Raw genomic sequence first — 20,393 nt, 5'->3', positions numbered from 1 at the left:
CCACGCGCTACGACAAACGAGCCATCCACTACCAGGCCATGGTCACCCTCGCCTGCCTCCGCCTCTGGCTCAACGACTTTCCGGACACCCCCTAGCCGGACACGCCTACAAGCTGACAGTGGTCTGCGCCGGGAAAGGCACACTGGAGATCACTCTCACTCCTCGAAAGACCGCGGCGAGGAAGGCCGTGTCGTGCGACCGATCGGTCGTCTCTGAACGCTTCACCGCGGGCAAGCAATTGCGTATCGACACGCAAGGCAAGCCCGAGGCGAGCGGAATGGTCGCCTGGCGACTGAACTCCGCGTGATGCACATCGCCCTGGGGCTCGGCCTCTTGCAAAAGGCCGAGTCCCCTCTCGCGTCCTTGGAATCCGGAAGGGTGGGCGAGCTCCCGCCACTTGCCGCAGTACCCCAGGCAGGAGGCAAACCTGCGACACCCGCTTTAGGAGAGCGGTGCTCTATCCCCGCTGCTGTCGCAGGGCAGTCAGGGTGTCGATCCGGTTCGTCGTGATCGAGTCCGCCCCCAGCGACAGCAGCCTCCGCATCGAGCGGCCCGTGTCCGGGGTCCAGACCGAGAGGAGGTAGCCCTCCTTGTGGACTCGGGTGGCCAGGTCTCGGTCGACCAGGGAGAAGCGGTAGTTGAGGTAGTGGGGGCGTAGGGCGGTCAGGAGGGCGGGGCGGGGGCGGGCCGTGGTGGTCCAGGTGAGGGCCAGTTCGGCCGCGGGGGCGGCTGCGCGGAGGGTCAGGAGGGACTGGGCGCCCGCGGAGTAGTAGACGCGGTCCTCTGCGCCTGCGTCGCGGATCACGCCCAGGACCTTCGCCGCCGTGCGTGGCGTCACGCCGCCGCACAGGTCCGCCATGACCCGGGTGCCCTCCGTGGCCGCCAGGGCTTCCGCCAGGGTCGGGACGCCGCCCGCCGTCAGTTCCGTCACCTGGGACGCAGTGAGGGACGAGAGCGGGCGGTCGATCTCCCACAGGCGCTTCAGGGTGTCGTCGTGCAGAAGGACGGGGACGCCGTCGCGGGTGAGGCGTACGTCGATCTCGACCGCGTCCGCTCCCCGGTCCAGCGCGGAGCGCAGCGAGGCGAGGGTGTTCTCGCGGAAGCGGTAGGGGTCGCCCCGGTGTGCGACGGCGGTCCAGGTCTGCATGGTCGTCATTCTGGCAGTCGGCGGGGCCTGCGCGGGCGAAGCCCCGCCTGGCAGACGGGGCGGTGGAGCGGCCGGGGCGTGGGGCCGTGACCGGGGCTGCGGGCGGGGCCCCGTCAGCGGTCCGGGCGGGGCGCCGGTTCAGGGTCCGGCCCCGGCGATCGTGCCTCAGCTCGCCTGCCACGCCTCCGTGTACGCGTCGATCTCCGCCGCGATCCGCTCCTTGCCCGCCGGGTCCAGGAACGACGCCTCCACCGCGTTCTTCGCCAGCGCCGCGATGCCCCGCTCGTCCAGGTCGAGCAGGCGGGCCGCGATCGCGTACTCCTTGTTCAGGTCCGTGCCGAACATCGGCGGGTCGTCGGAGTTGATGGTGACCAGGACGCCCGCGTCGACGAACTGCTTCAGCGGGTGTTCGTCCAGGGTGGGCACCGCGCGGGTGGCGATGTTGGAGGTTGGGCAGACCTCCAGGGCGATGCGGTGCTCGGCGAGGTGGGCGAGGAGCGCCGGGTCCTGGGCGGAGCTGGTGCCGTGGCCGATCCGCTCCGCGCCCAGCGTGGTGATCGCGTCCCAGACCGTCTGGGGGCCCGTCGTCTCGCCCGCGTGGGGGACCGAGTGCAGGCCCGCGGCGATCGCGCGGTCGAAGTACGGCTTGAACTGCGGGCGGGGTACGCCGATCTCCGGGCCGCCGAGCCCGAACGACACCAGGCCCTCCGGGCGGATGCGGTCGTCCGTCGCCATCCGGGCCGTCTCCTCCGCCGACTCCAGCCCCGCCTCGCCGGGGATGTCGAAGCACCAGCGCAGTACGGTCCCGAAGTCGGCCTCGGCGGACTTGCGGGCGTCCTCGATGGCCTCCATGAAGGCCCGGTCCGCTATGCCGCGCCGGGTCGAGGAGAACGGGGTGAGGGTCAGCTCGGCGTACCGCACCTGCTGCCGGGACATGTCGCGCGCGATCTCGTATGTCAGCAGCCGGACGTCCTCCGGGGTGCGGACCAGGTCCACGACCGACAGGTACACCTGGATGAAGTGCGCGAAGTCGGTGAACGTGAAGTACTGGGCCAGCGCCTCCGGGTCGGTCGGGACCTTGGAGTCGGGGTGCCGGGCGGCCAGTTCCGAGACGATGCGGGGGGAGGCGGAGCCGACGTGGTGGACGTGCAGTTCGGCCTTCGGCAGTCCGGCGATGAAAGCGTGCGGATCGCGGGCGGCGCTGCGCTCGGTCAAGGGGTCCTCCCCGGGGAAAGGCGCCCGGGGGCCAGGGGTGACGGGCCGGGCGCGGGTGATCGGCTGATCGGGTGGTGCGCAGACATCCTAGAGCGGGGCGGGAGCGGCGGCCGAGGCGCTACGGTCGGTGCAGGGAGTGGGTGGGCCCGGCCCGTGCGGCGGCTCTAACATGATCTGACGATCGATGCGGGGATCAGTGCGGGGGGATGAGGACGTGACGGAGCAGACGCAGCCCGACGGCGGACGAGGCGCGACGGGGCAGGGGCCGGGCTCCGACCCGTGGGCGCCGCCCCAGCCGCCCCAGGCAACTCAGCCGCCCCAGGCACCTCAGGCGCCCCAGCAGTCCCAGCCGCTCCAGCCGCCCCCGGGGCCTTCGCTCCAGAAGGACGCGCCGCCGCCCGCCGCGCAGCAGCCCTCGGTCCACGACCAGGCCACCATGGCCGCGATGCCCGCCGTCGGCTTCGGCCCGCACGCGGGTCCCACGGTGCCGCCCCAGTCCGGCCAGCCCACCGGCCCCGCGGTCCCGCCCCCGCCGATCGCCCCGAACGGCCCCGGCGTCCCGCCGTACGCCCCCACCGGCGCCCCCGCGCCGCCCGCGGGCTACGGCTACCCGAGCTACCCGAGCCAGCAGGGCCACTCGCCCTACCCCGGCCAGCAGGGCCCGTCGCCCTACCCCGGCCCGCAAGGCCCCTCGCCCTACCCCCAGCCCCCCGCCTACGGCTGGCCCGGCGCCCCCATGGGCCCCGTCCCGCAGAACTCCGCCGGCACCGCGGCCCTGGTCCTCGGCATCCTCTCCATCGTCCTGTTCTGCTTCTACGGCGTCCTCTCCATCATCATGGGCATCGTCGCGGTGGTCCTCGGTTTCCAGGGCCGCAAGCGGGCCGACCGCGGTGAGGCCACCAACCGCTCCCAGGCCCAGGCGGGCATCGTGTGCGGAGTGATCGGCATCGTCGTCGGCCTCATCGCGCTGGCGTTCGTGATCTTGATGTACTTCCTCGCGGTCGGCGCGGACAGGCCCGATCGCAGCCCGGACACCTACCCCGGCGACTCCTCCTACAACTCCGCGCCCTACGCCCCCGCGCCCTACGACTCGGCGCCGCGGCTCCCCGTCTCACCCCGCCTCTGAACGCAGCCGCTCCCGAGCCTCCATCAGGGCGAAGCCCAGGAGGTTCGCCCCCTTCCAGCGGGCCGGGTCCCACGCGGCCTCGTCCCGCGCGCTGAGCCCGATGCCCCACACGCGGTCCACCGGGCTCGCCTCCACCAGCACCCGCTCACCCGTGCCGAGCAGGTACGCGCGCAGCCCGGGGTCGGCGGCGAACTTGTGCACGCTGCCCTCGACGACGATCCGGAACCGCTCCCGGCGCCATATCTCCTCGTCGAACCCCCGGACCAGCCGCCCCGCCTTCTTCGCCTCGGCCGGATGCCCGGCGGCCAGGACCAGCCGCTCGGCGTCCCGGTCGGCGAAGAGGCGTGCCTTGGTCGCCATCATCCAGTGCTCGGCCGTCGCGTAGTCGACCCCGTCCACCGTGAACGGCGCCGGCCACCACTGGCTCAGACACCCCGCGCCCACGCTCCCGTCCTTCTGCGGGCGATGCCCCCAGAAGTGCAGGTACTTCACGGGCGTCCCCGCCCCGACCGCGCCGATCAGCGCTTCCACCCCGTCGATCTTCCCCATGCACGCGAGTGTGGCAGCCGCCACTGACAACCCGTCCCTCGTTTTCCACCGAGGCTCGACAGCCCGCCGACAGATTCCGTCGCGTAACCAAAAGGCAACAACGGAATCCCTTGTTGGTGTGAGTCTCCTCTGCCAGGATCGGCACTCAAATCGAGCTGGAGCCACGCCACCCGGCCCCCGAACGGGGTGTCCGGCGGAGGAGAGCGACATGCACAAGCCGGGCAGCGCCACCCCGGAACGATTTCCCGCACGCGACCACTTCACCGAGGGCGCGCAGTTCATCGCGGGCCGCCCCGCGCCGGGCACCTCGGGCCGCACTCACGCGGTGACGGACCCCGCGACCGGCGAGGAGGTGTACCGCTACGAACTCGCCGGGGAGAGCGACGTCGACGCGGCCGTGGCCGCCGCCCGCGCCGCCTTCCCCGGCTGGGCCGCCACCACGCCCGGCGAGCGCTCCGACGCGCTGAACCGTTTCGCCGCCGTGCTCGCGGACCGGGCCGAGGAGTTCGCCCGGGCCGAGTCGCTCCAGTGCGGCAAGCCGCTGAAGCTGACCCGCGAGTTCGACGTCCCCGGCACCATCGACAACACGGCCTTCTTCGCGGGCGCCGCCCGGCAGCTCCAGGGGCAGTCGGCGGGGGAGTACTCCGGCGACCACACCTCGTACGTCCGGCGCGAGCCCATCGGGGTGGTCGGGTCGATCGCGCCCTGGAACTACCCGCTCCAGATGGCCGCCTGGAAGATCCTCCCGGCCGTCGCCGCGGGCAACACCATCGTGCTCAAGCCCGCCGAGCTGACCCCGCTCACCTCGCTGCTGTTCGCGCGGGCCGCCGTCGACGCGGGCATCCCGGACGGTGTGATCAACATCGTCAGCGGGACCGGGCCGGAGGCGGGGGAGCGGCTGGTCGGGCATCCGGACGTGGCGATGACCTCGTTCACCGGCTCCACCGCCGTCGGCCGCCGGGTCGCCGAGATCGCCACCGCCACCGTGAAGCGGCTCCACCTGGAGCTGGGCGGCAAGGCGCCGTTCGTCGTGTTCGACGACGCCGACCTGGACGCCGCCGTCAACGGCGCGGTCGCGGGCGCGCTCATCAACACCGGCCAGGACTGCACGGCCGCCACCCGCGCCTATGTGCAGCGCCCGCTGTACGAGGCGTTCGTGGAGCGGACCGCCGCGCTGATGGAGACCGTGCGGCTCGGCGACCCCTTCGCCCCCGGCACCGACCTCGGCCCGCTGGTCTCGCACGCCCACCGCGACCGCGTCGCCGCCTTCGTGGACCGGGCCCGCGCCTACGCGACCGTCGTCACCGGCGGCGAGGCCCCCGGCGGCGACCTCAAGAGCGGCGCCTACTACCGGCCCACCCTGGTCACCGGCGCCGCCCAGGACAGCGAGATCGTCCAGTCGGAGCTCTTCGGGCCCGTCCTCGTCGTGCTTCCCTTCGACACCGACGACGAGGGGCTGCGGCTCGCCAACGACACCCCGTACGGGCTCGCCGCCTCCGCCTGGACCGGCAACGTCTACCGCGCCCAGCGGGCCACCCGCGACCTGCGCGCCGGGTGCGTGTGGATCAACGACCACATCCCGATCATCAGCGAGATGCCGCACGGCGGGTACAAGGCGTCCGGCTTCGGCAAGGACATGTCGGCGTACTCCTTCGAGGAGTACACGCAGGTCAAGCACGTCATGTTCGACAACACGGCGGCTGTCCGCAAGGACTGGCACCGCACGGTCTTCGGGGACCGGAGTCACTAGACCCCAGCCCCCGGCCTCCCGCTTTCCGAAAGGGCACCACGCGTATGGATCAGTACGAGCCCGACCGCCTCACCCCGCCCCAGCTGGCCGCCGTGCGGCGCAGTCTGCGGAGCGGGCGGGCAGCGCTGACCCGCCGGTCGCTGCTGCGGGCGTCGGCCGGAGGCGTGCTCACGGCAGGCGCCCTCGGCGGCCTGAGCGCCTGTGGCATCCCGGCGGCCGGACGGACGCCGGGCGGCACCTCGGCGGACGACCGCTCGGCCAAGGAGAAGACCGTGAACTTCTCCAACTGGACCGAGTACATCGACGTGGACGACAGCGGCAAGCGCCACCCCACGCTCGCCGCGTTCCAGAAGAAGACCGGGATCTCGGTGCGGTACACCGAGGACATCAACGACAACAACGAGTTCTTCGGCAAGATCAAGCCGCAGCTCGCCGCGGGCCAGGAGACCGGCCGGGACCTGATCGTCCTCACCGACTGGCTGGCCGCCCGGCTGATCCGGCTCGGCTGGGTGCAGAAGCTGGACCCGGCGCACCTCCCGCACGCCTTCGCCAACCTCTCGCCGCAGTTCCGCACCCCCGACTGGGACCCCGGCCGCGCCTACTCCTACCCCTGGCAGGGCATCTCCACGGTCATCGCCTACAACAAGAAGGCGCTGGACGGCATCGAGGTGAGATCCGTCTCCGACCTGCTCGACAACCCCAAGCTGAAGGGCCGGGTCGGCTTCCTCTCCGAGATGCGGGACAGCGTCGGGATGACCCTGCTCGACATGGGCAAGGACCCCGCCGACTTCACCGACGACGACTACGACGCGGCCATAGCCCGGCTGCAGAAGGGCGTCGACAAGGGCCAGATACGCCGCTTCACCGGCAACGACTACACCGCCGACCTCGCCAAGGGCGACTTCGCGGCCTGTGTCGCCTGGGCCGGTGACGTGGTCCAGCTCAAGGCGGACAGCCCCGATGTGGACTTCATCATTCCGGACAGCGGCTATGTCACGTCGACGGACAATATGCTGATCCCCAACAAGGCACGTCACAAGACGAACGCCGAGCGGCTGATCGACTTCTTCTACGAACCCGAGCAGGCCGCCGCGCTCGCCGCCTACATCAACTACGTCACTCCGGTCGACGACGTGAAGCCCTGGCTTGCGAAGATCGACCGGGACGCGGCGGACAACCCGCTGATCGTCCCCGACAAGGCCATGCAGGCGAAGTCCCACGCCTTCCGCTCCCTGAGCCAGAAGGAAGAGACGGCCTACGAAGAGAAGTTCGCGAAGCTCACAGGGGCGTGACGAGGATGAAGACGACGACAGACGGCAGCGGCGACGTCCGCCTCTCCGGCATCGGCAAGACGTACGGCAGCTTCACCGCCGTACACCCGCTGGACCTCACCGTGCCCCAGGGCTCCTTCTTCGCGCTGCTCGGCGCCTCCGGCTGCGGCAAGACCACCACCCTGCGCATGATCGCCGGGCTGGAGGAGCCGACCTCCGGCACCGTGCACCTCGGCGACCTGGACGTCACCGGGCTGCCCCCGTACAAGCGGCCCGTCAACACGGTGTTCCAGTCCTACGCGCTCTTCCCGCACCTCGACATCTTCGAGAACGTCGCCTTCGGTCTGCGCCGGCGTGGCATCAAGAGCGTGAAGAAGCAGGTCGGGGAGATGCTGGAGCTGGTCCAGCTCGGCGAGCAGGCCCGGAAGAAGCCGCACCAGCTCTCCGGCGGCCAGCAGCAGCGCGTCGCGGTCGCCCGCGCCCTGATCAACCACCCCAAGGTGCTGCTGCTGGACGAGCCCCTCGGCGCCCTCGACCTCAAGCTGCGCCGCCAGATGCAGCTGGAGCTGAAGCGCATCCAGACCGAGGTCGGCATCACCTTCGTCCATGTCACGCACGACCAGGAGGAGGCCATGACCATGGCCGACACGGTCGCCGTGATGAACGCGGGCCGCGTCGAGCAGCTCGGCTCGCCCGCCGAGCTGTACGAGAACCCGGGCACCACCTTCGTCGCCAACTTCCTCGGCACCTCCAACCTGATCGAGGCGGAGGTCGACTCCCGCGGCGGCGGCGACATCGTGCTGCGCGCCGGGGACGGCAAGCTGCTGCTGCCCGAGGCGCGCTGCTCCGCGCCCGCCCCGGCCGGGGGGAAGCTGCTGGTCGGCATCCGCCCCGAGAAGATCGCGCTCGCCCACGCCGACGACGCGGGCTCGGTCCCCGAGGGCCGCAACCGCCTCACCGGCACCATCGCGGACGCCAGTTTCATCGGCGTCTCCACCCAGTACGTGATCGACAGCCCCGTGGCGGGCGCGCTCGCGGTGTACGCGCAGAACGTCGAGCGGGACACCCGGTTGGTGCCCGGTGCCGAGGTCGTCCTGCACTGGAACCCGGCGCACACCTTCGCGCTCGACGCGGCCCAGGACATCGACGCCGGTACCGAGGAAGAGGCGGCCGTCTGATGCCGACCCTCGCCGAGGCGCCCCCGCCGCTCGCCCCGCCGGAGCCCGCGCAGCCACCCCGCAAGCGCGGCCGGTTCACCCCGTACTGGCTGCTGCTGCCCGGCATCCTGTGGCTGATCGTGTTCTTCGCGCTGCCGATGGTCTACCAGGCGTCGACCTCGGTGCAGACCGGGTCGCTGGAGCAGGGCTACAAGGTCACCTGGCACTTCGCCACCTACTGGCACGCGCTCGCCGAGTACTGGCCGCAGTTCGTCCGCTCGGTGCTCTACGCGGCCGCCGCCACCGTGCTCTGCCTGCTGCTGGGCTATCCGCTGGCGTATCTGATCGCGTTCCGCGCCGGGCGCTGGCGGAACCTGATCATGGTCCTGGTGATCGCGCCGTTCTTCACCAGCTTCCTGATCCGCACCCTCGCCTGGAAGACGATCCTCGCGGACAACGGGCCCGTGGTGCACGCGCTGAACACCCTGCACGTGCTGGACGTGACCGGCTGGCTCGGCTGGACCGCGGGCGACCGGGTGCTGGCCACCCCGCTGGCGGTGGTGTGCGGGCTGACGTACAACTTCCTGCCGTTCATGATCCTGCCGCTGTACAGCTCGCTGGAGCGGATCGACGGACGGCTGCACGAGGCGGCCGGGGATCTGTACGCCCGGCCCTGGACCACCTTCCGCAAGGTGACCTTCCCGCTGTCGATGCCCGGCGTGGTCTCCGGCACCCTGCTCACCTTCATCCCGGCGGCCGGTGACTACGTCAACGCCGAGCTGCTCGGCTCCACCGACACCCGCATGATCGGCAACGTCATCCAGACCCAGTTCCTGCGCGTCCTGGACTATCCGACGGCCGCCGCGCTCTCCTTCATCCTCATGGCCGCGATCCTGGCCATGGTCACGCTCTACATCCGCCGGGCCGGGACGGAGGACCTCGTCTGACATGGCCGTCTTCACCTGGCTCAAGCGCCGTCTCGTGGTCGTCGCGGGACTGCTGACGCTCGCCTATCTGCTGCTGCCGAACATCGTCGTGACGGTGTTCTCCTTCAACAAGCCCAAGGGCCGCTTCAACTACGAGTGGCAGCACTTCTCCACCGACGCCTGGCAGGACCCGTGCGGGGTCGCCGACATGTGCGGCTCGCTCGGGCTCAGCCTCCAGATCGCCCTATGGGCCACCATCGGCGCCACCGCGCTCGGCACGATGATCGCCTTCGCACTGGTCCGGTACCGGTTCCGGGCGCGCGGCGCGGTCAACTCGCTGATCTTCCTGCCGATGGCGATGCCCGAGGTCGTCATGGCCGCCTCGCTGCTCACCCTGTTCCTCAACATGGGCGCGCAGCTCGGCTTCTGGACGATCCTGATCGCCCACATCATGTTCTGCCTGAGCTTCGTCGTCACCGCGGTCAAGGCGCGCGTGATGTCGATGGACCCGCGCCTGGAGGAGGCCGCCCGCGATCTCTACGCGGGACCGGTGCAGACCTTCTGGCGGGTCACCCTGCCCATCGCGGCACCCGGGATCGCCGCGGGCGCGCTGCTGTCCTTCGCGCTCTCCTTCGACGATTTCATCATCACCAATTTCAACGCGGGCTCGACCGTCACCTTCCCCATGTTCGTCTGGGGCTCGGCACAGCGCGGAACGCCCGTTCAGATCAATGTCATCGGGACGGCCATGTTCCTCATCGCCGTACTGTTCGTGCTGGTCTCGATGCTCGTCACCAACCGACGCGGTAAGCAGAAGGCGTAACAGCCCCGTAGCCCTGTAGCTCGTAGGGAGTTGGAATCATGGCCCCTAGCGCCATGAGCCGTGGAAAAGACAACTGGATCGCTTCCCTCTCCGAAGCCCAGCCGGTCCCCTACTGGCTGGAGGACCCCGGCAAGCCGCGCTCCGAGCCCGCCCTCACCGGCACCGACACCTGCGACCTCCTCGTGGTCGGCGGCGGCTACAGCGGACTGTGGACCGCGCTCAACGCCAAGGAGCGCGACCCCGGCCGGGACGTGGTGCTGCTGGAAGGGCGCGAGGTGGGCTGGGCCGCCTCGGGCCGCAACGGCGGGTTCTGCGCCGCCTCCCTCACCCACGGCCTGGCCAACGGCCTGGCCCGCTGGCCGGACGAGATCGGCACCCTGCACGACCTCGGCGCCCGCAACCTGGACGGCATCGAGGACGCGCTCGCCCGGCACGGCATCGACTGCGACTTCGAGCGCACCGGCGAGATCGACGTGGCCACCGAGACCTACCAGGCATGGGAACTGCGCGACTGGCACCGGGAGCTCCAGGACCGGGGTCTCGCGGACGGCATGGAGTTCCTCGACCGCGACGCCCTGCGCGCCGAGGTCGGCTCGCCCACCTTCGAGGCCGGGCTGTGGGACCGCCGGGGCGTGGCCCTGCTGCACCCGGCCAAGCTGGCCTGGGGCCTCAAGCGGGCCTGCCTCGCCCTCGGGGTCCGGGTGTACGAGCACACCCCGGCCCTGACCCTGAAGCAGTACGGCGCCGGGATGGAGGCCGGTACCCCGTACGGCACCGTCCGCGCCCGCAAGGTGGCGCTCGGCACCAACATCTTCCCCAGCCTGCTGCGCCGGGTCCGCTCCTACACGGTGCCGGTCTACGACTACGCGCTGACCACCGAACCGCTCGGCGCCGAGCAACTCGACTCGCTCGGCTGGAAGAACCGCCAGGGCCTCGGCGACGCGGCCAACCAGTTCCACTACTTCCGGCTGACCCCGGACAACCGGGTGCTGTGGGGCGGCTACGACGCGATCTATCCGTACGGGGGCCGGGTGCGCGCGGAGTACGACGACCGGCCGGAGACCTACGCCAAGCTGGCCGGGCACTTCTTCACCTGCTTCCCGCAGCTGGAGGGCGTCCGCTTCACCCACGCCTGGGGCGGCGCCATCGACACCTGCTCCCGCTTCTCGGCGTTCTTCGGCACCGGCCATCAGGGCCGGGTCGCCTACGCGGCGGGCTACACCGGGCTCGGGGTGGGGGCCACCCGCTTCGGCGCCGACGTGATGCTGGACCTGCTGGACGGCGCGGACACCGAGCGCACCCGGCTGGCGATGGTCCGCCGGAAGCCGCTGCCGTTCCCGCCCGAGCCGTTCGCCTGGACCGGCATCGCGCTGACCCGCTGGTCGCTGGCACGCGCCGACGCACAGGCCGGGCGGCGCAACCTGTGGCTGCGGACCATGGACCGGCTGGGGCTCGGCTTCGACAGCTAGCACCCGGACTGTGTGACCCAGGTCACCCCAAAGAGGCTACTCAACCCGCGTAATGCGGACGGCCCCACCTCCCTCTCCTTCGCAGACGCGCGTGTCCGCGAACGAGAGGGAGGTCTTTTCATGACAGGGGCGAAGACTGCGGTGGAGTGGCTGGCGTCCGTCGCGCCGGACCCGGAAGCCTGCCGGTGGGAGTGGGAGCGCAGCCCGCTGGGGGTCGCCCTGCTGCCCGCTGGAAAGGCGTGGGACGTGCTCATCCTGCCGGGGGAGCTGGGCTATCCGACGCTGGACGTGCTCACCCGCGTCCTCGATCAACCCGGCCCGGTGCTGGTCGACTTCGGGGACAACCGGGTGGGCTTCTTCGTGCCGCCCGGCACCGCCGCCCGCTGGCTGGGCACCGGTATCCGCACGGCCGGGTCCGGCACCTGGATCGTCGTGCCGTACCCCGGCCGGGCGACCCAGGGGGTGCGCTGGCTGGTGCCGCCGGACGGGTCGGGCACGCTCACCGACCCGGCGCTGCTGGAGCTGGCGATGCACGAGGCGGCGGCGGCACTGGCGAGCGAGGAGGACGGGCGCCGCTCGTGAGTCCACGCCGGGACTCCTCGGCCGGGCTCCTTGGCGGGACTTCTTGACAACAGAATTGGTCTGGACCAAGTTGGGTGCACCCTCGACCTCCAACTTCCCCATGCCTGGAGGCATTTGTGGACCGTTCCCGACCCCTGGTCGCATTCCTCACGGTCATGGCTCTCGCCGTGCCCGGCAGTGCCGCGCTCTCGTCGGCCGCCCGTGCGGCCGACGCGGACGCCGCGGTCAACGGCGGCTTCGAATCCGGCCTGTCCCCCTGGACCTGCACCGCCGGTACCACCGTCACCTCCCCGGTGCGCAGTGGCTCCTCGGCGCTGCAAGCCACACCGCAGGGCAGCGACAACGCCCAGTGCGCCCAGACGGTAACCGTCAGACCCAACTCCCAGTACATGCTGGCCGGTTGGGTGCGCGGCTCCTACGTGTACCTCGGCGCCAGCGGCACCGGCACCACCGACGTCTCCACCTGGACCCAGTCCGCGCCCGACTGGCAGAAGCTCTCCACCACCTTCACCACCGGCGCCAACACCACCAAGGTCACCATCTACACCCACGGCTGGTACGGCACCGGCGCCTACTACGCCGACGACGTCTCCCTCATCGGCCCCGGCGGCGGCACCACCACCCAGCCGCCCACCGTACCGACCGGGCTGAGGACCGGCACCGTCACCGCCACCTCCGTCGCCCTGTCCTGGACCCCGGTGACCGGCGCGACCGGTTACGCGGTCTACCGGGACGGCGCCAAAGTCGCTTCCACGAGCGGTACTTCGACCACCATCGGCGGCCTGAACCCCTCGACCGCGTACGCCTTCCAGGTCACCGCCACCAACGACGCGGGGGAGTCCGCCCGCTCCGCCACGGTGACCGCGACCACCCCGGCCCGCAGCGACGGCGGGGGTAACACGCAACTGCCCGCCCTCGCCCTGGTCGGCTACCTGCACGCCAGCTTCGCCAACGGCTCCGGCTACACCCGCGTGGCCGACGTGCCCGACAGCTGGGACGTCATCGACCTGGCCTTCGGCGAGCCCACCTCGGTCACCTCCGGGGACATCCGCTTCAACCGCTGCCCGGTCTCGGAGTGCCCCAACGTGGAGAGCGACGCCGACTTCAAGGCGGCCATCAAGGCCAAGCAGGCCGCGGGCAAGAAGGTGCTGATCTCCATCGGCGGCCAGAACGGCCAGGTCCAGCTGACCACCACCGCCGCCCGCGACGCCTTCGTCTCCTCCGTCTCGAAGATCATCGACCAGTACGGGCTCGACGGCCTCGACATCGACTTCGAGGGCCACTCGCTCTCCCTGAACACCGGCGACACCGACTTCAAGAACCCGACCACCCCGGTGATCGTCAACCTGATCTCCGCGCTGAAGACCCTCAAGGCCAAGTACGGCACCAAGTTCGTGCTCACCATGGCCCCGGAGACCTTCTTCGTGCAGAACGGCTACCAGTTCTACGGCAGTGGCAAGTGGGGCGGGCAGGACCCGCGCTGCGGCGCCTACCTCCCGGTCATCCACGCCCTGCGCGACGACCTCACCCTGCTGCACGTCCAGGACTACAACTCGGGCCCGATCATGGGTCTGGACAACCAGTACCACTCCATGGGCGGCGCCGACTTCCACATCGCCATGACCGACATGCTGCTCACCGGCTTCCCGGTCGCGGGTGACGCGGGCAACGTCTTCCCGCCGCTGCGCCCCGACCAGGTCGCCATCGGCATGCCCGCCTCGGTCAACGCGGGCAACGGCTACGTCGCCCCGGCCGAGGTCACCAAGACCCTGGACTGCCTCACGAAGAAGACGAACTGCGGCTCGTACCCGACCCACGGAACCTGGCCCGCGCTCCGGGGCCTGATGACCTGGTCGGTGAACTGGGACCGGTTCGCGGGCTGGGAGTTCCAGCGGACCTTCGACTCCTACTTCGGCTGAGCACCAGCGCCAGACCGGTCAGCAGCACCGCGCCCAGGCACCAGGACGCCAGTACGTCCAGCGGCCAGTGGTAGCCCCGCCGCACCAGGCCGTACGACACCGCGAGCACCAGTACGGCGGGGACGACGGTCGCCGTGAGGCGGGCGGTGCGGGTGCGGCACCAGGGGAGGAGGAGCAGCGCCGAGGCGCCGTAGGCCACTGCGGCCGTCGCGGTGTGGCCGGAGGGGAAGTAGCCGGTGGCCGGGGGCACCACGGGGGTCCCCGGCCGCGCGGTCCACAGCTTCAGTGGGACGACGATCGCCGGGAGCACCGCCATTAGCAGCGCGGCCGCGGCGGGCGGCAGCCACCAGCGGGGCATCCCCGCGCTCCGGCCCCGCCAGGCGGCGTAGCCGAGGGCGAGCACCAGCACGGGTACGGCCACCGTGATCTCGCCGAGGTCGGAGAGGAGTTCGGAGAAGCGGTCCGGGTGGACCAGGTCACGGCTGAGCCGGGCGTCCAGCGCGAGCAGCGGGCCGTGTGCCAGCACCTGCCAGGTGAGCAGCGCGAACAGCAGCGCCGGGAGGCCGGTCAGGAGGGCGGCGGCGAGGGCGAGGCGGCGGGCAGCGGGCACCGGGCCAGCTTCGCACGCGCTCGCGGGGGAGAAGGAGGTCGGCCGCCCGGGAACAGGGGGGGTGGTTCCGGGGCGGCCGTCCGGACCGGGATGTCGCGCGCCCCGGGGGGTTTGGGGCGGCGACCGTCCGATCGGTGTGGAGATCCCGGAGCCCTCAGGCCCCGGTTGTGTGCGCGAGGGCACGACCAGGTCGAAGCTGGGGAGGCCCCGTCCTGCACTCACCCGCAGTTCCCTGCGAGCGGGGTGTATCTCTCATCGGGACCGAACCTACGGCAGGCGGAGGCGGTCGGACAGACGCAATCGCGTCCTGTCATCCACCTCGCACACGTTCTTCACACGGCCTGCCGCAGTCGTCCGCCAGAGGTACGGACCACTCGACAATGAGAGCGGTCCGGTCGCTCAGATGCGCGAGAAAGCCTGCTCGATGATGTCCAGGCCCTCGTTCAGCAGGTCCTCGCCGATGACCAGCGGGGGCAGGAAGCGCAGCACGTTGCCGTAGGTGCCGCAGGTCAGGACCAGCAGGCCCTCCTGGTGGCACGCCTTGGCCAGCGCGGCGGCCGCCTCGGCGTTCGGCTCCTTGGTGTCGCGGTCCTTGACCAGCTCGATGGCGATCATGGCGCCACGGCCGCGGATGTCGCCGATGATGTCGAACTTCTCGGCCATCGTCGCGAGGCGGCCCTTCATGACCTCCTCGATGTGCTTGGCCTTGCCGTTGAGGTCCTGCTCCTTCATCGTCTCGATCGCGCCGAGCGCGGCGGCGCAGGCCACCGGGTTGCCGCCGTAGGTGCCGCCCAGGCCGCCCGCGTGCGCGGCGTCCATGATCTCGGCGCGGCCCGTCACGGCGGCGAGCGGCAGACCGCCCGCGATGCCCTTGGCGGTCGTGATCAGGTCCGGGACGATGCCCTCGTCCTCGCACGCGAACCACTGGCCGGTGCGGCAGAAGCCGGACTGGATCTCGTCCGCGACGAACACGATGCCGTTGTCGTTGGCGAACTTCACGATCTCCGGCAGGAAGCCCTTGGCCGGCTCGATGAAGCCGCCCTCACCGAGCACCGGCTCGATGATGATCGCGGCCACGTTGTCCGCGCCGACCTGCTTGGTGATCTGGTCGATCGCCTGCTTGGCGGCCTCCGGGCCCGCGTTCTCCGGGCCGGTGGGCCAGCGGTAGCCGTAGGCCACCGGGACGCGGTAGACCTCGGGCGCGAACGGGCCGAAGCCGTTCTTGTACGGCATGTTCTTCGCCGTCAGCGCCATCGTGAGGTTGGTACGGCCGTGGTAGCCGTGGTCGAACACCACGACGGCCTGGCGCTTGGTGTGGGCGCGGGCGATCTTCACCGCGTTCTCCACGGCCTCGGCGCCCGAGTTGAACAGCGCCGACTTCTTCGCGTGGTCACCCGGGGTCAGCTCCGCGAGGGCCTCGGCGACCTCCACGTAGCCCTCGTACGGGGTGACCATGAAACAGGTGTGGGTGAAGTCGGCGAGCTGGGCGCTCGCGCGGCGCACCACGGCCTCGGCGGAGGCGCCCACCGAGGTCACGGCGATGCCGGAGCCGAAGTCGATCAGGCTGTTGCCGTCGACGTCCTCGATGACGCCGCCACCCGCGCGCGTGACGAACACCGGCAGCGTGGAGCCCACGCCCTGGGCGACGACCGCGGTGCGGCGGGCCTGAAGCTCCTGCGACTTCGGGCCGGGAATGGCGGTGACGACGCGGCGCTCCTGCGGAAGTGCGGTCATGCGGGGCTCCTGGGGGGTATTACGGACGCTTGCCTTGTTTTCCCGCAGGCTAAGACGGGTGCGGCGGTGTGGGCATGCTCCATGTGGGCGTTGTCGGCGCGGCCCATTGTCCGTGGTGGACATGGCGGGCCGGGCCCTCGGCACGGCCGGAGATCGGACGTCGGCCGCGTAAACGGTGAACTCCCCTTGCGGGGGCGTTAGATTGACTCGCTGACGGTGACGGACCGGCTGGTCAGGGGGCAGGGCGATGGACAGCGAAGGTACGCGGGACACGCGGGCCACCCACACCGGCCCGGTGCCGCGCCCGACGCGGCCCCCGGACGGCCCGCCACCCATGCCCACGATGCCACCCGGAGCGCCGCCCCGCCCGGACGGCTCGGCCTTCCTCACCTGGCTGCGCGCAGCCCGGCCCACCGCCGCGCCCGGCGTCTGGCGGCTCGGGCACCGGCCCCGGCCCGAGACCGAGCCCGAGCTGACCCCGGCCCGCCAACTGCTCAGCGGGGCCGTGATCGCGTTCCTGGTCGGCTGGCTGGTGTGGTCCCTGCTGTGGAACGGCTACCTCGGCGGCTGGTGGGTGCTCCCGCTGGAGCTGTTCACCCCGGACTCCTGGCGCGAGGGCAACGACCGCGTCGGCAACGCCGTCCTCTGGTACTCGTACTACACCCTCATCGCCCTCGCCATCCTCTTCGTGGTCGCCCGGATCGGGCGCTGGGGCGAGGTCTGGCGTCGCTTCGGGCCGCCCGCGTGGCTGAAGACCGCCACCCCGGCCGAACCGCCGCCGCCCGCGCCCGGCGCCGACCCCGCCGACTGGCCCGAGCTGCGCGCCCACGGCGCCCACGAGGCCGCCGAACGGCTCGCCGCCGAGGCCCGCACCGGGCTGATGCGGGACGTCGACCACGCCCGGATCGGCCGCGCCTGGCAGGGCGTGCGCACCGGCGCGAACACGCTGGCCGCGTTCACCGGCGCCGTCCTGCGCGACGGCTCCGCCGCCTGCCCGCACCCCTCCGGCGACCGCGACCTGCCCGCCCGGCAGGCCCGGCACGACCTGCTCACCGGCCAGGTCCGGCTCGGCACCGCCGCCGACGACCCGCGCAACCCCTACCAGTACCGGGGTGCCGGACTCGCCCTCGGCACCGACCTGCTCGGCACCTCCCTGGTCGCCGTCGGCCCGGCGGGCTCCGGCAAGACCGGCAGCCTCGTCCGGCCGCTCGCGGAGTCCCTCTGCCTGCACGCGCTCGCCGGACGCGCCGCCGTGGTCAGCGTCGGCGCGGCGGGCGCCGGGATCGGCCCGGCGGAGGCGTACGACGTGGTGGTCCGCGTCGGGCACCCCGACTCCGTGTACGACCTCGACCTCTACGGCGGCACCACCGACCCCGACGAGGCCGCCGCGATACTGGCCGAGGCCCTCGTCGGCGACCTCGCCGACGCGCACCCCGGCTCGGACAGCCGCCGCTCCACCACCGTCCTCGCGCAGTTGCTCGGCCCCTTCCGCGCCGTGCACCAGCGCTTCCCCTCCGTCCCCGAGCTGCGCGGACTCCTCGACGGCGCCCCCGGCCCGGTCGCCGCGCTGCGCAAGGCGCTCACCGAGACGGGGCACGCGTCCCTGCTGCGCGAACTCGACGCCCGCGAGCGGCAGCAGGCGCACCCCGGTGACGTGGCCGCCGTGCTCGCCGACCGGGTCGCGCTGCTGGACCGGCCCGCGTTCGCCGCCTTCTTCGACACCTCCGGCGCGTCGCGGCCCTTCACCCTGAAGGCCCTCGACCACCCGGTCCGCGTCCGCATCGACCTGCCCCAGCGCGGCCACGCCGACGCCTCCCGCATCCTGGCCCGGCTGGTGCTGGCCCAGTTCACGGCCGCCGTCACCGCCCGCGAGGACCGCTCCCTCTTCGCCTGCCTGCTGCTGGACGAGGCGGCCGGGGTCGTCACCCCCGAGTCCGTACGCGGCATCCAGCGGCTGCGCTCCGCCAACGCGGGCGTCGTGCTCACCCTGCGCACCCTGGACGACGTACCCCGGCCGCTGCGCGGCCCGCTGCTCGGCGCCACGGGGTGCCGGATGGCGTTCTCGGGGCTCACCCCCTGGGACGGGCAGGACTTCGCCGAGGTGTGGGGCAAGGAGTGGATCGAGACCCGCGACGTCACCGACCGGCAGATCATCGCGGAGACCCCGGCGGGCAAGGCCGTGCACATGCTCCGCCGCGTCATCACCGGCCAGGCGCCCACCGCCCGCGCGGTCACCGTCCGCCAGGTCGAACGCGAACGCTGGTCCGCCTCCGAACTCGCCCACGCCGTCCCCCCGGGGCACGCGGTCCTCTCCCTGACCACGGTCCGGGGGGAGCACGCCCCGCCCCTGCTGGTGGACCTGAGGAGCTGAACGCGGGCCCGCCATCGTACGGTGAGGCAGAATCGGGGTGGGCCGTTCATACGCGGCGGCCAAAAGATCACCGCCCCCGGTCGGCGCGACGACGCGCAGGCCGTTCCGACCTGAAGGTCCCATGCCGCCCACGCTCGCCTCGCTCGTCCACCACTCCGCGCTCAAGCTGACCGTCCGCGCGGGCGAGGACCGGCTCGACGTGCCCGTCCGCTGGGCGCACGTCAGCGAGCTGGCCGACCCCGTGCCGTACATGGAGGGCGGGGAGCTGCTGCTGATCACCGCGCTCAAGCTGGACGCGGAGGACCCCGAGGCGATGCGGCGGTACGTGAAGCGGCTGGCCGGGGCGGGTGTCGTCGGGCTCGGCTTCGCGGTCGGCGTCAACTACGACGACATCCCCGAGGCGCTGGTGCAGGCCGCCCGGCTGGAGGGGCTGCCGCTGCTGGAGGTGCCCCGGCGCACCCCGTTCCTCGCCATCAGCAAGGCCGTCTCCGCCGCGATCGCCGCCGACCAGTACCGCTCCGTCACCGCGGGCTTCGCCGCCCAGCGCGAGCTGACCCGGCAGGCGCTCACCACCGGCCCGGAGGGCCTGCTCGCCGCGCTCGCCGCCCAGGTCGACGGCTGGGCCGCGCTGTACGACGCGTCCGGCGCCGTCGTCGCCGCCGCGCCCGAGTGGGCGGGCCGCCGCGCCGCCCGGCTCACCGCGGAGGTCGAGCGGCTGCGGGAACGCCCCGCCCCCGCCTCCTCGGTGGTCGCCGCGCCCGACACCGAGGACCGGATCGAGCTGCACTCCCTGGGCACCGGCCGCCGCCCCCGCGCCGCGCTCGCCGTCGGCACCGCCGCCGCCCTGGGCACCGCCGAGCGCTACGCCGTGCACTCCGCGATCGCCCTGCTCACCCTCACCACCGAGCGCTCCCGCTCCCTGAACGCCGCCGAACAGCGGGTCGGCGCGGCCGTGCTGCGGATGCTGCTCGCCGGGGAGCCCGACCACGCCCGCGCGGTCGCCGGTGACCTGTACGGCGGGCTGCTGGACGCGCCGTTCCGGCTGCTCGTCGCCGAGGCCGTGCCGCGCCAGGGGACGGGCGGCGACCCGCTGGACGCGCTAGCGGAGGCCGCCGAGTCCGCCGCCGCCCGCTCCGGGGAATCCGTCCTGGTCGTGCCCGAGGGCGAGCGTCTGGTGGTCCTCGCCACCGACGGCGGCACGGCGGTCGCCGCCTGCACGGCCTACGCGGACACGCTGGAGGCGGCCCGCCTCGTCCCGGAGTCCGCGGGCGGCGAGGACGGTGACGTCGTCGTCGGCCTCTCCGCCCCGGCGGGCCCCATCGCGGCCGCCACCGCCTACAAGCAGGCCGAGCAGGCACTCTCCGTGGCCCGACGGCGCGGCCGGGTCCTGGTCGAGCACGAGCACGTCGCGACCGGCTCGGTCCTGCCGCTGCTGGCCGACGACGCGGTACGCGCCTTCGCGGACGGCCTGCTGCGGGCCCTGCGCGACCACGACGCCACCGGGCGCGGCGACCTCGTCGCCTCCCTGCGGGCGTGGCTGTCCCGGCACGGCCAGTGGGACGCGGCCGCCGCCGACCTCGGCGTGCACCGCCACACCCTGCGCTACCGGATGCGCCGCGTCGAGGAGATCCTCGGCCGTTCCCTGGACGACCCGGACGTGCGGATGGAGCTGTGGCTGGCCCTGAAGGCCACCTCGGGGGAGTAGCCGACCCCATTCCGCCGAACCGGCACATCGGCCACCCGT

General features: G+C 72.2%; 14 protein-coding genes and 3 pseudogenes. 12 read left to right on the top strand and 5 right to left on the bottom strand.

The genetic code is table 11. The features are described 5' to 3' along the window. Positions 1–95, top strand: a pseudogene (locus tag ACIPPM_RS30460) (IS5/IS1182 family transposase); the annotation flags it as partial. A gap of 362 nt (positions 96–457) precedes the next feature. Here ACIPPM_RS30460 and ACIPPM_RS30455 read toward each other — a convergent pair. Next, complete coding sequence (locus ACIPPM_RS30455) at positions 458–1,147, bottom strand: glycerophosphodiester phosphodiesterase (protein ID WP_401453606.1); 690 nt, start codon at positions 1,145–1,147, stop codon at positions 458–460. A 165-nt stretch (positions 1,148–1,312) separates the two neighbouring features. Beyond that, positions 1,313–2,444, bottom strand: a pseudogene (locus ACIPPM_RS30450) (adenosine deaminase). Between the two features lie 132 nt (positions 2,445–2,576). Between ACIPPM_RS30450 and ACIPPM_RS30445 the strand changes: the two are divergent. After that, the gene (locus tag ACIPPM_RS30445; RefSeq protein ID WP_401453604.1) at positions 2,577–3,488 is read left to right on the top strand and encodes a DUF4190 domain-containing protein; all 912 of its coding nucleotides are present in this window, start codon (positions 2,577–2,579) and stop codon (positions 3,486–3,488) included. Here the strand turns inward: ACIPPM_RS30445 and ACIPPM_RS30440 are convergent. After that, positions 3,474–4,037, bottom strand: coding sequence for an NADAR family protein (locus ACIPPM_RS30440; RefSeq protein ID WP_401453602.1), 564 nt, complete (start codon positions 4,035–4,037; stop codon positions 3,474–3,476). The two genes, ACIPPM_RS30445 and ACIPPM_RS30440, sit on opposite strands and share 15 nt — an antisense overlap. A gap of 208 nt (positions 4,038–4,245) precedes the next feature. On the opposite strand from ACIPPM_RS30440, the gene ACIPPM_RS30435 reads away from it, so the two are divergent. The 8 genes from ACIPPM_RS30435 to ACIPPM_RS30400 all read left to right on the top strand — a co-directional run bounded on the left by ACIPPM_RS30435 (position 4,246) and on the right by ACIPPM_RS30400 (position 13,934). Further along, entirely contained in the window at positions 4,246–5,787 is a 1,542-nt protein-coding gene (locus tag ACIPPM_RS30435) for a gamma-aminobutyraldehyde dehydrogenase (protein ID WP_401453600.1), read from the top strand. A 44-nt stretch (positions 5,788–5,831) separates the two neighbouring features. After that, positions 5,832–7,079 carry a PotD/PotF family extracellular solute-binding protein gene (locus ACIPPM_RS30430; RefSeq protein ID WP_401453598.1) on the top strand — a complete coding sequence of 416 codons (1,248 nt, stop codon included), beginning with the start codon at positions 5,832–5,834 and terminating at the stop codon, positions 7,077–7,079. 5 nt (positions 7,080–7,084) lie between these two features. Continuing rightward, the gene (locus ACIPPM_RS30425) at positions 7,085–8,236 is read left to right on the top strand and encodes an ABC transporter ATP-binding protein (RefSeq protein WP_401453596.1); all 1,152 of its coding nucleotides are present in this window, start codon (positions 7,085–7,087) and stop codon (positions 8,234–8,236) included. Beyond that, positions 8,236–9,162 (top strand): ABC transporter permease, encoded by a 927-nt coding sequence (locus tag ACIPPM_RS30420; RefSeq protein ID WP_401453594.1) that lies wholly within the window; start codon positions 8,236–8,238, stop codon positions 9,160–9,162. Before ACIPPM_RS30425 ends, ACIPPM_RS30420 begins: the two co-directional genes overlap by 1 nt. A 1-nt stretch (position 9,163) precedes the next feature. After that, positions 9,164–9,964, top strand: a complete 801-nt coding sequence (locus ACIPPM_RS30415) for an ABC transporter permease (RefSeq protein WP_401453592.1) — start codon at positions 9,164–9,166, stop codon at positions 9,962–9,964. A 38-nt stretch (positions 9,965–10,002) separates the two neighbouring features. After that, a complete protein-coding gene (locus ACIPPM_RS30410) occupies positions 10,003–11,433 on the top strand; it encodes an NAD(P)/FAD-dependent oxidoreductase (protein WP_401453590.1) in 1,431 nt (476 codons plus the stop codon). Between the two features lie 120 nt (positions 11,434–11,553). Then, on the top strand, positions 11,554–12,015 hold the full coding sequence (locus tag ACIPPM_RS30405) for a hypothetical protein (protein ID WP_393599440.1): 462 nt from the start codon (positions 11,554–11,556) through the stop codon (positions 12,013–12,015). 155 nt (positions 12,016–12,170) lie between these two features. Further along, on the top strand, positions 12,171–13,934 hold the full coding sequence (locus ACIPPM_RS30400) for a chitinase (RefSeq protein ID WP_401453588.1): 1,764 nt from the start codon (positions 12,171–12,173) through the stop codon (positions 13,932–13,934). Here ACIPPM_RS30400 and ACIPPM_RS30395 read toward each other — a convergent pair. Together ACIPPM_RS30395 and gabT are read right to left on the bottom strand one after the other, a co-directional pair. Next, a pseudogene (locus ACIPPM_RS30395) lies at positions 13,876–14,544 on the bottom strand (phosphatase PAP2 family protein); the annotation flags it as partial. The gene ACIPPM_RS30400 and the pseudogene ACIPPM_RS30395 overlap by 59 nt on opposite strands. 399 nt (positions 14,545–14,943) lie before the next feature. After that, entirely contained in the window at positions 14,944–16,278 is a 1,335-nt protein-coding gene (gabT, locus tag ACIPPM_RS30390) for a 4-aminobutyrate--2-oxoglutarate transaminase (RefSeq protein WP_393599437.1), read from the bottom strand. A 247-nt stretch (positions 16,279–16,525) separates the two neighbouring features. Between gabT and ACIPPM_RS30385 the strand changes: the two genes are divergently transcribed. After that, positions 16,526–18,649, top strand: a complete 2,124-nt coding sequence (locus ACIPPM_RS30385) for an ATP-binding protein (RefSeq protein ID WP_401453586.1) — start codon at positions 16,526–16,528, stop codon at positions 18,647–18,649. A gap of 121 nt (positions 18,650–18,770) precedes the next feature. Further along, a complete protein-coding gene (locus ACIPPM_RS30380; RefSeq protein WP_401453584.1) occupies positions 18,771–20,354 on the top strand; it encodes a PucR family transcriptional regulator in 1,584 nt (527 codons plus the stop codon). Positions 20,355–20,393: the final 39 nt, after the last annotated feature.

It is taken from the genome of Streptomyces sp. NPDC090119 (genome assembly GCF_044747085.1).
Classification (GTDB): domain Bacteria; phylum Actinomycetota; class Actinomycetes; order Streptomycetales; family Streptomycetaceae; genus Streptomyces.
This window is presented reverse-complemented; position numbering and strand designations above follow the sequence as displayed.

Excerpts from the sequence above, each read along its gene's own strand:
- ACIPPM_RS30455 (WP_401453606.1), bottom strand. The coding sequence starts at position 1,147 with ATGCAGACCTGGACCGCCGTCGCACACCGGGGCGACCCCTACCGCTTC.
- ACIPPM_RS30440 (WP_401453602.1), bottom strand. The coding sequence starts at position 4,037 with ATGGGGAAGATCGACGGGGTGGAAGCGCTGATCGGCGCGGTCGGGGCG.
- ACIPPM_RS30435 (WP_401453600.1), top strand. The coding sequence starts at position 4,246 with ATGCACAAGCCGGGCAGCGCCACCCCGGAACGATTTCCCGCACGCGAC.
- ACIPPM_RS30430 (WP_401453598.1), top strand. The coding sequence starts at position 5,832 with ATGGATCAGTACGAGCCCGACCGCCTCACCCCGCCCCAGCTGGCCGCC.
- ACIPPM_RS30425 (WP_401453596.1), top strand. The coding sequence starts at position 7,085 with ATGAAGACGACGACAGACGGCAGCGGCGACGTCCGCCTCTCCGGCATC.
- ACIPPM_RS30420 (WP_401453594.1), top strand. The coding sequence starts at position 8,236 with ATGCCGACCCTCGCCGAGGCGCCCCCGCCGCTCGCCCCGCCGGAGCCC.
- ACIPPM_RS30415 (WP_401453592.1), top strand. The coding sequence starts at position 9,164 with ATGGCCGTCTTCACCTGGCTCAAGCGCCGTCTCGTGGTCGTCGCGGGA.
- ACIPPM_RS30410 (WP_401453590.1), top strand. The coding sequence starts at position 10,003 with ATGGCCCCTAGCGCCATGAGCCGTGGAAAAGACAACTGGATCGCTTCC.
- ACIPPM_RS30405 (WP_393599440.1), top strand. The coding sequence starts at position 11,554 with ATGACAGGGGCGAAGACTGCGGTGGAGTGGCTGGCGTCCGTCGCGCCG.
- ACIPPM_RS30400 (WP_401453588.1), top strand. The coding sequence starts at position 12,171 with ATGGCTCTCGCCGTGCCCGGCAGTGCCGCGCTCTCGTCGGCCGCCCGT.
- gabT (WP_393599437.1), bottom strand. The coding sequence starts at position 16,278 with ATGACCGCACTTCCGCAGGAGCGCCGCGTCGTCACCGCCATTCCCGGC.
- ACIPPM_RS30385 (WP_401453586.1), top strand. The coding sequence starts at position 16,526 with ATGGACAGCGAAGGTACGCGGGACACGCGGGCCACCCACACCGGCCCG.
- ACIPPM_RS30380 (WP_401453584.1), top strand. The coding sequence starts at position 18,771 with ATGCCGCCCACGCTCGCCTCGCTCGTCCACCACTCCGCGCTCAAGCTG.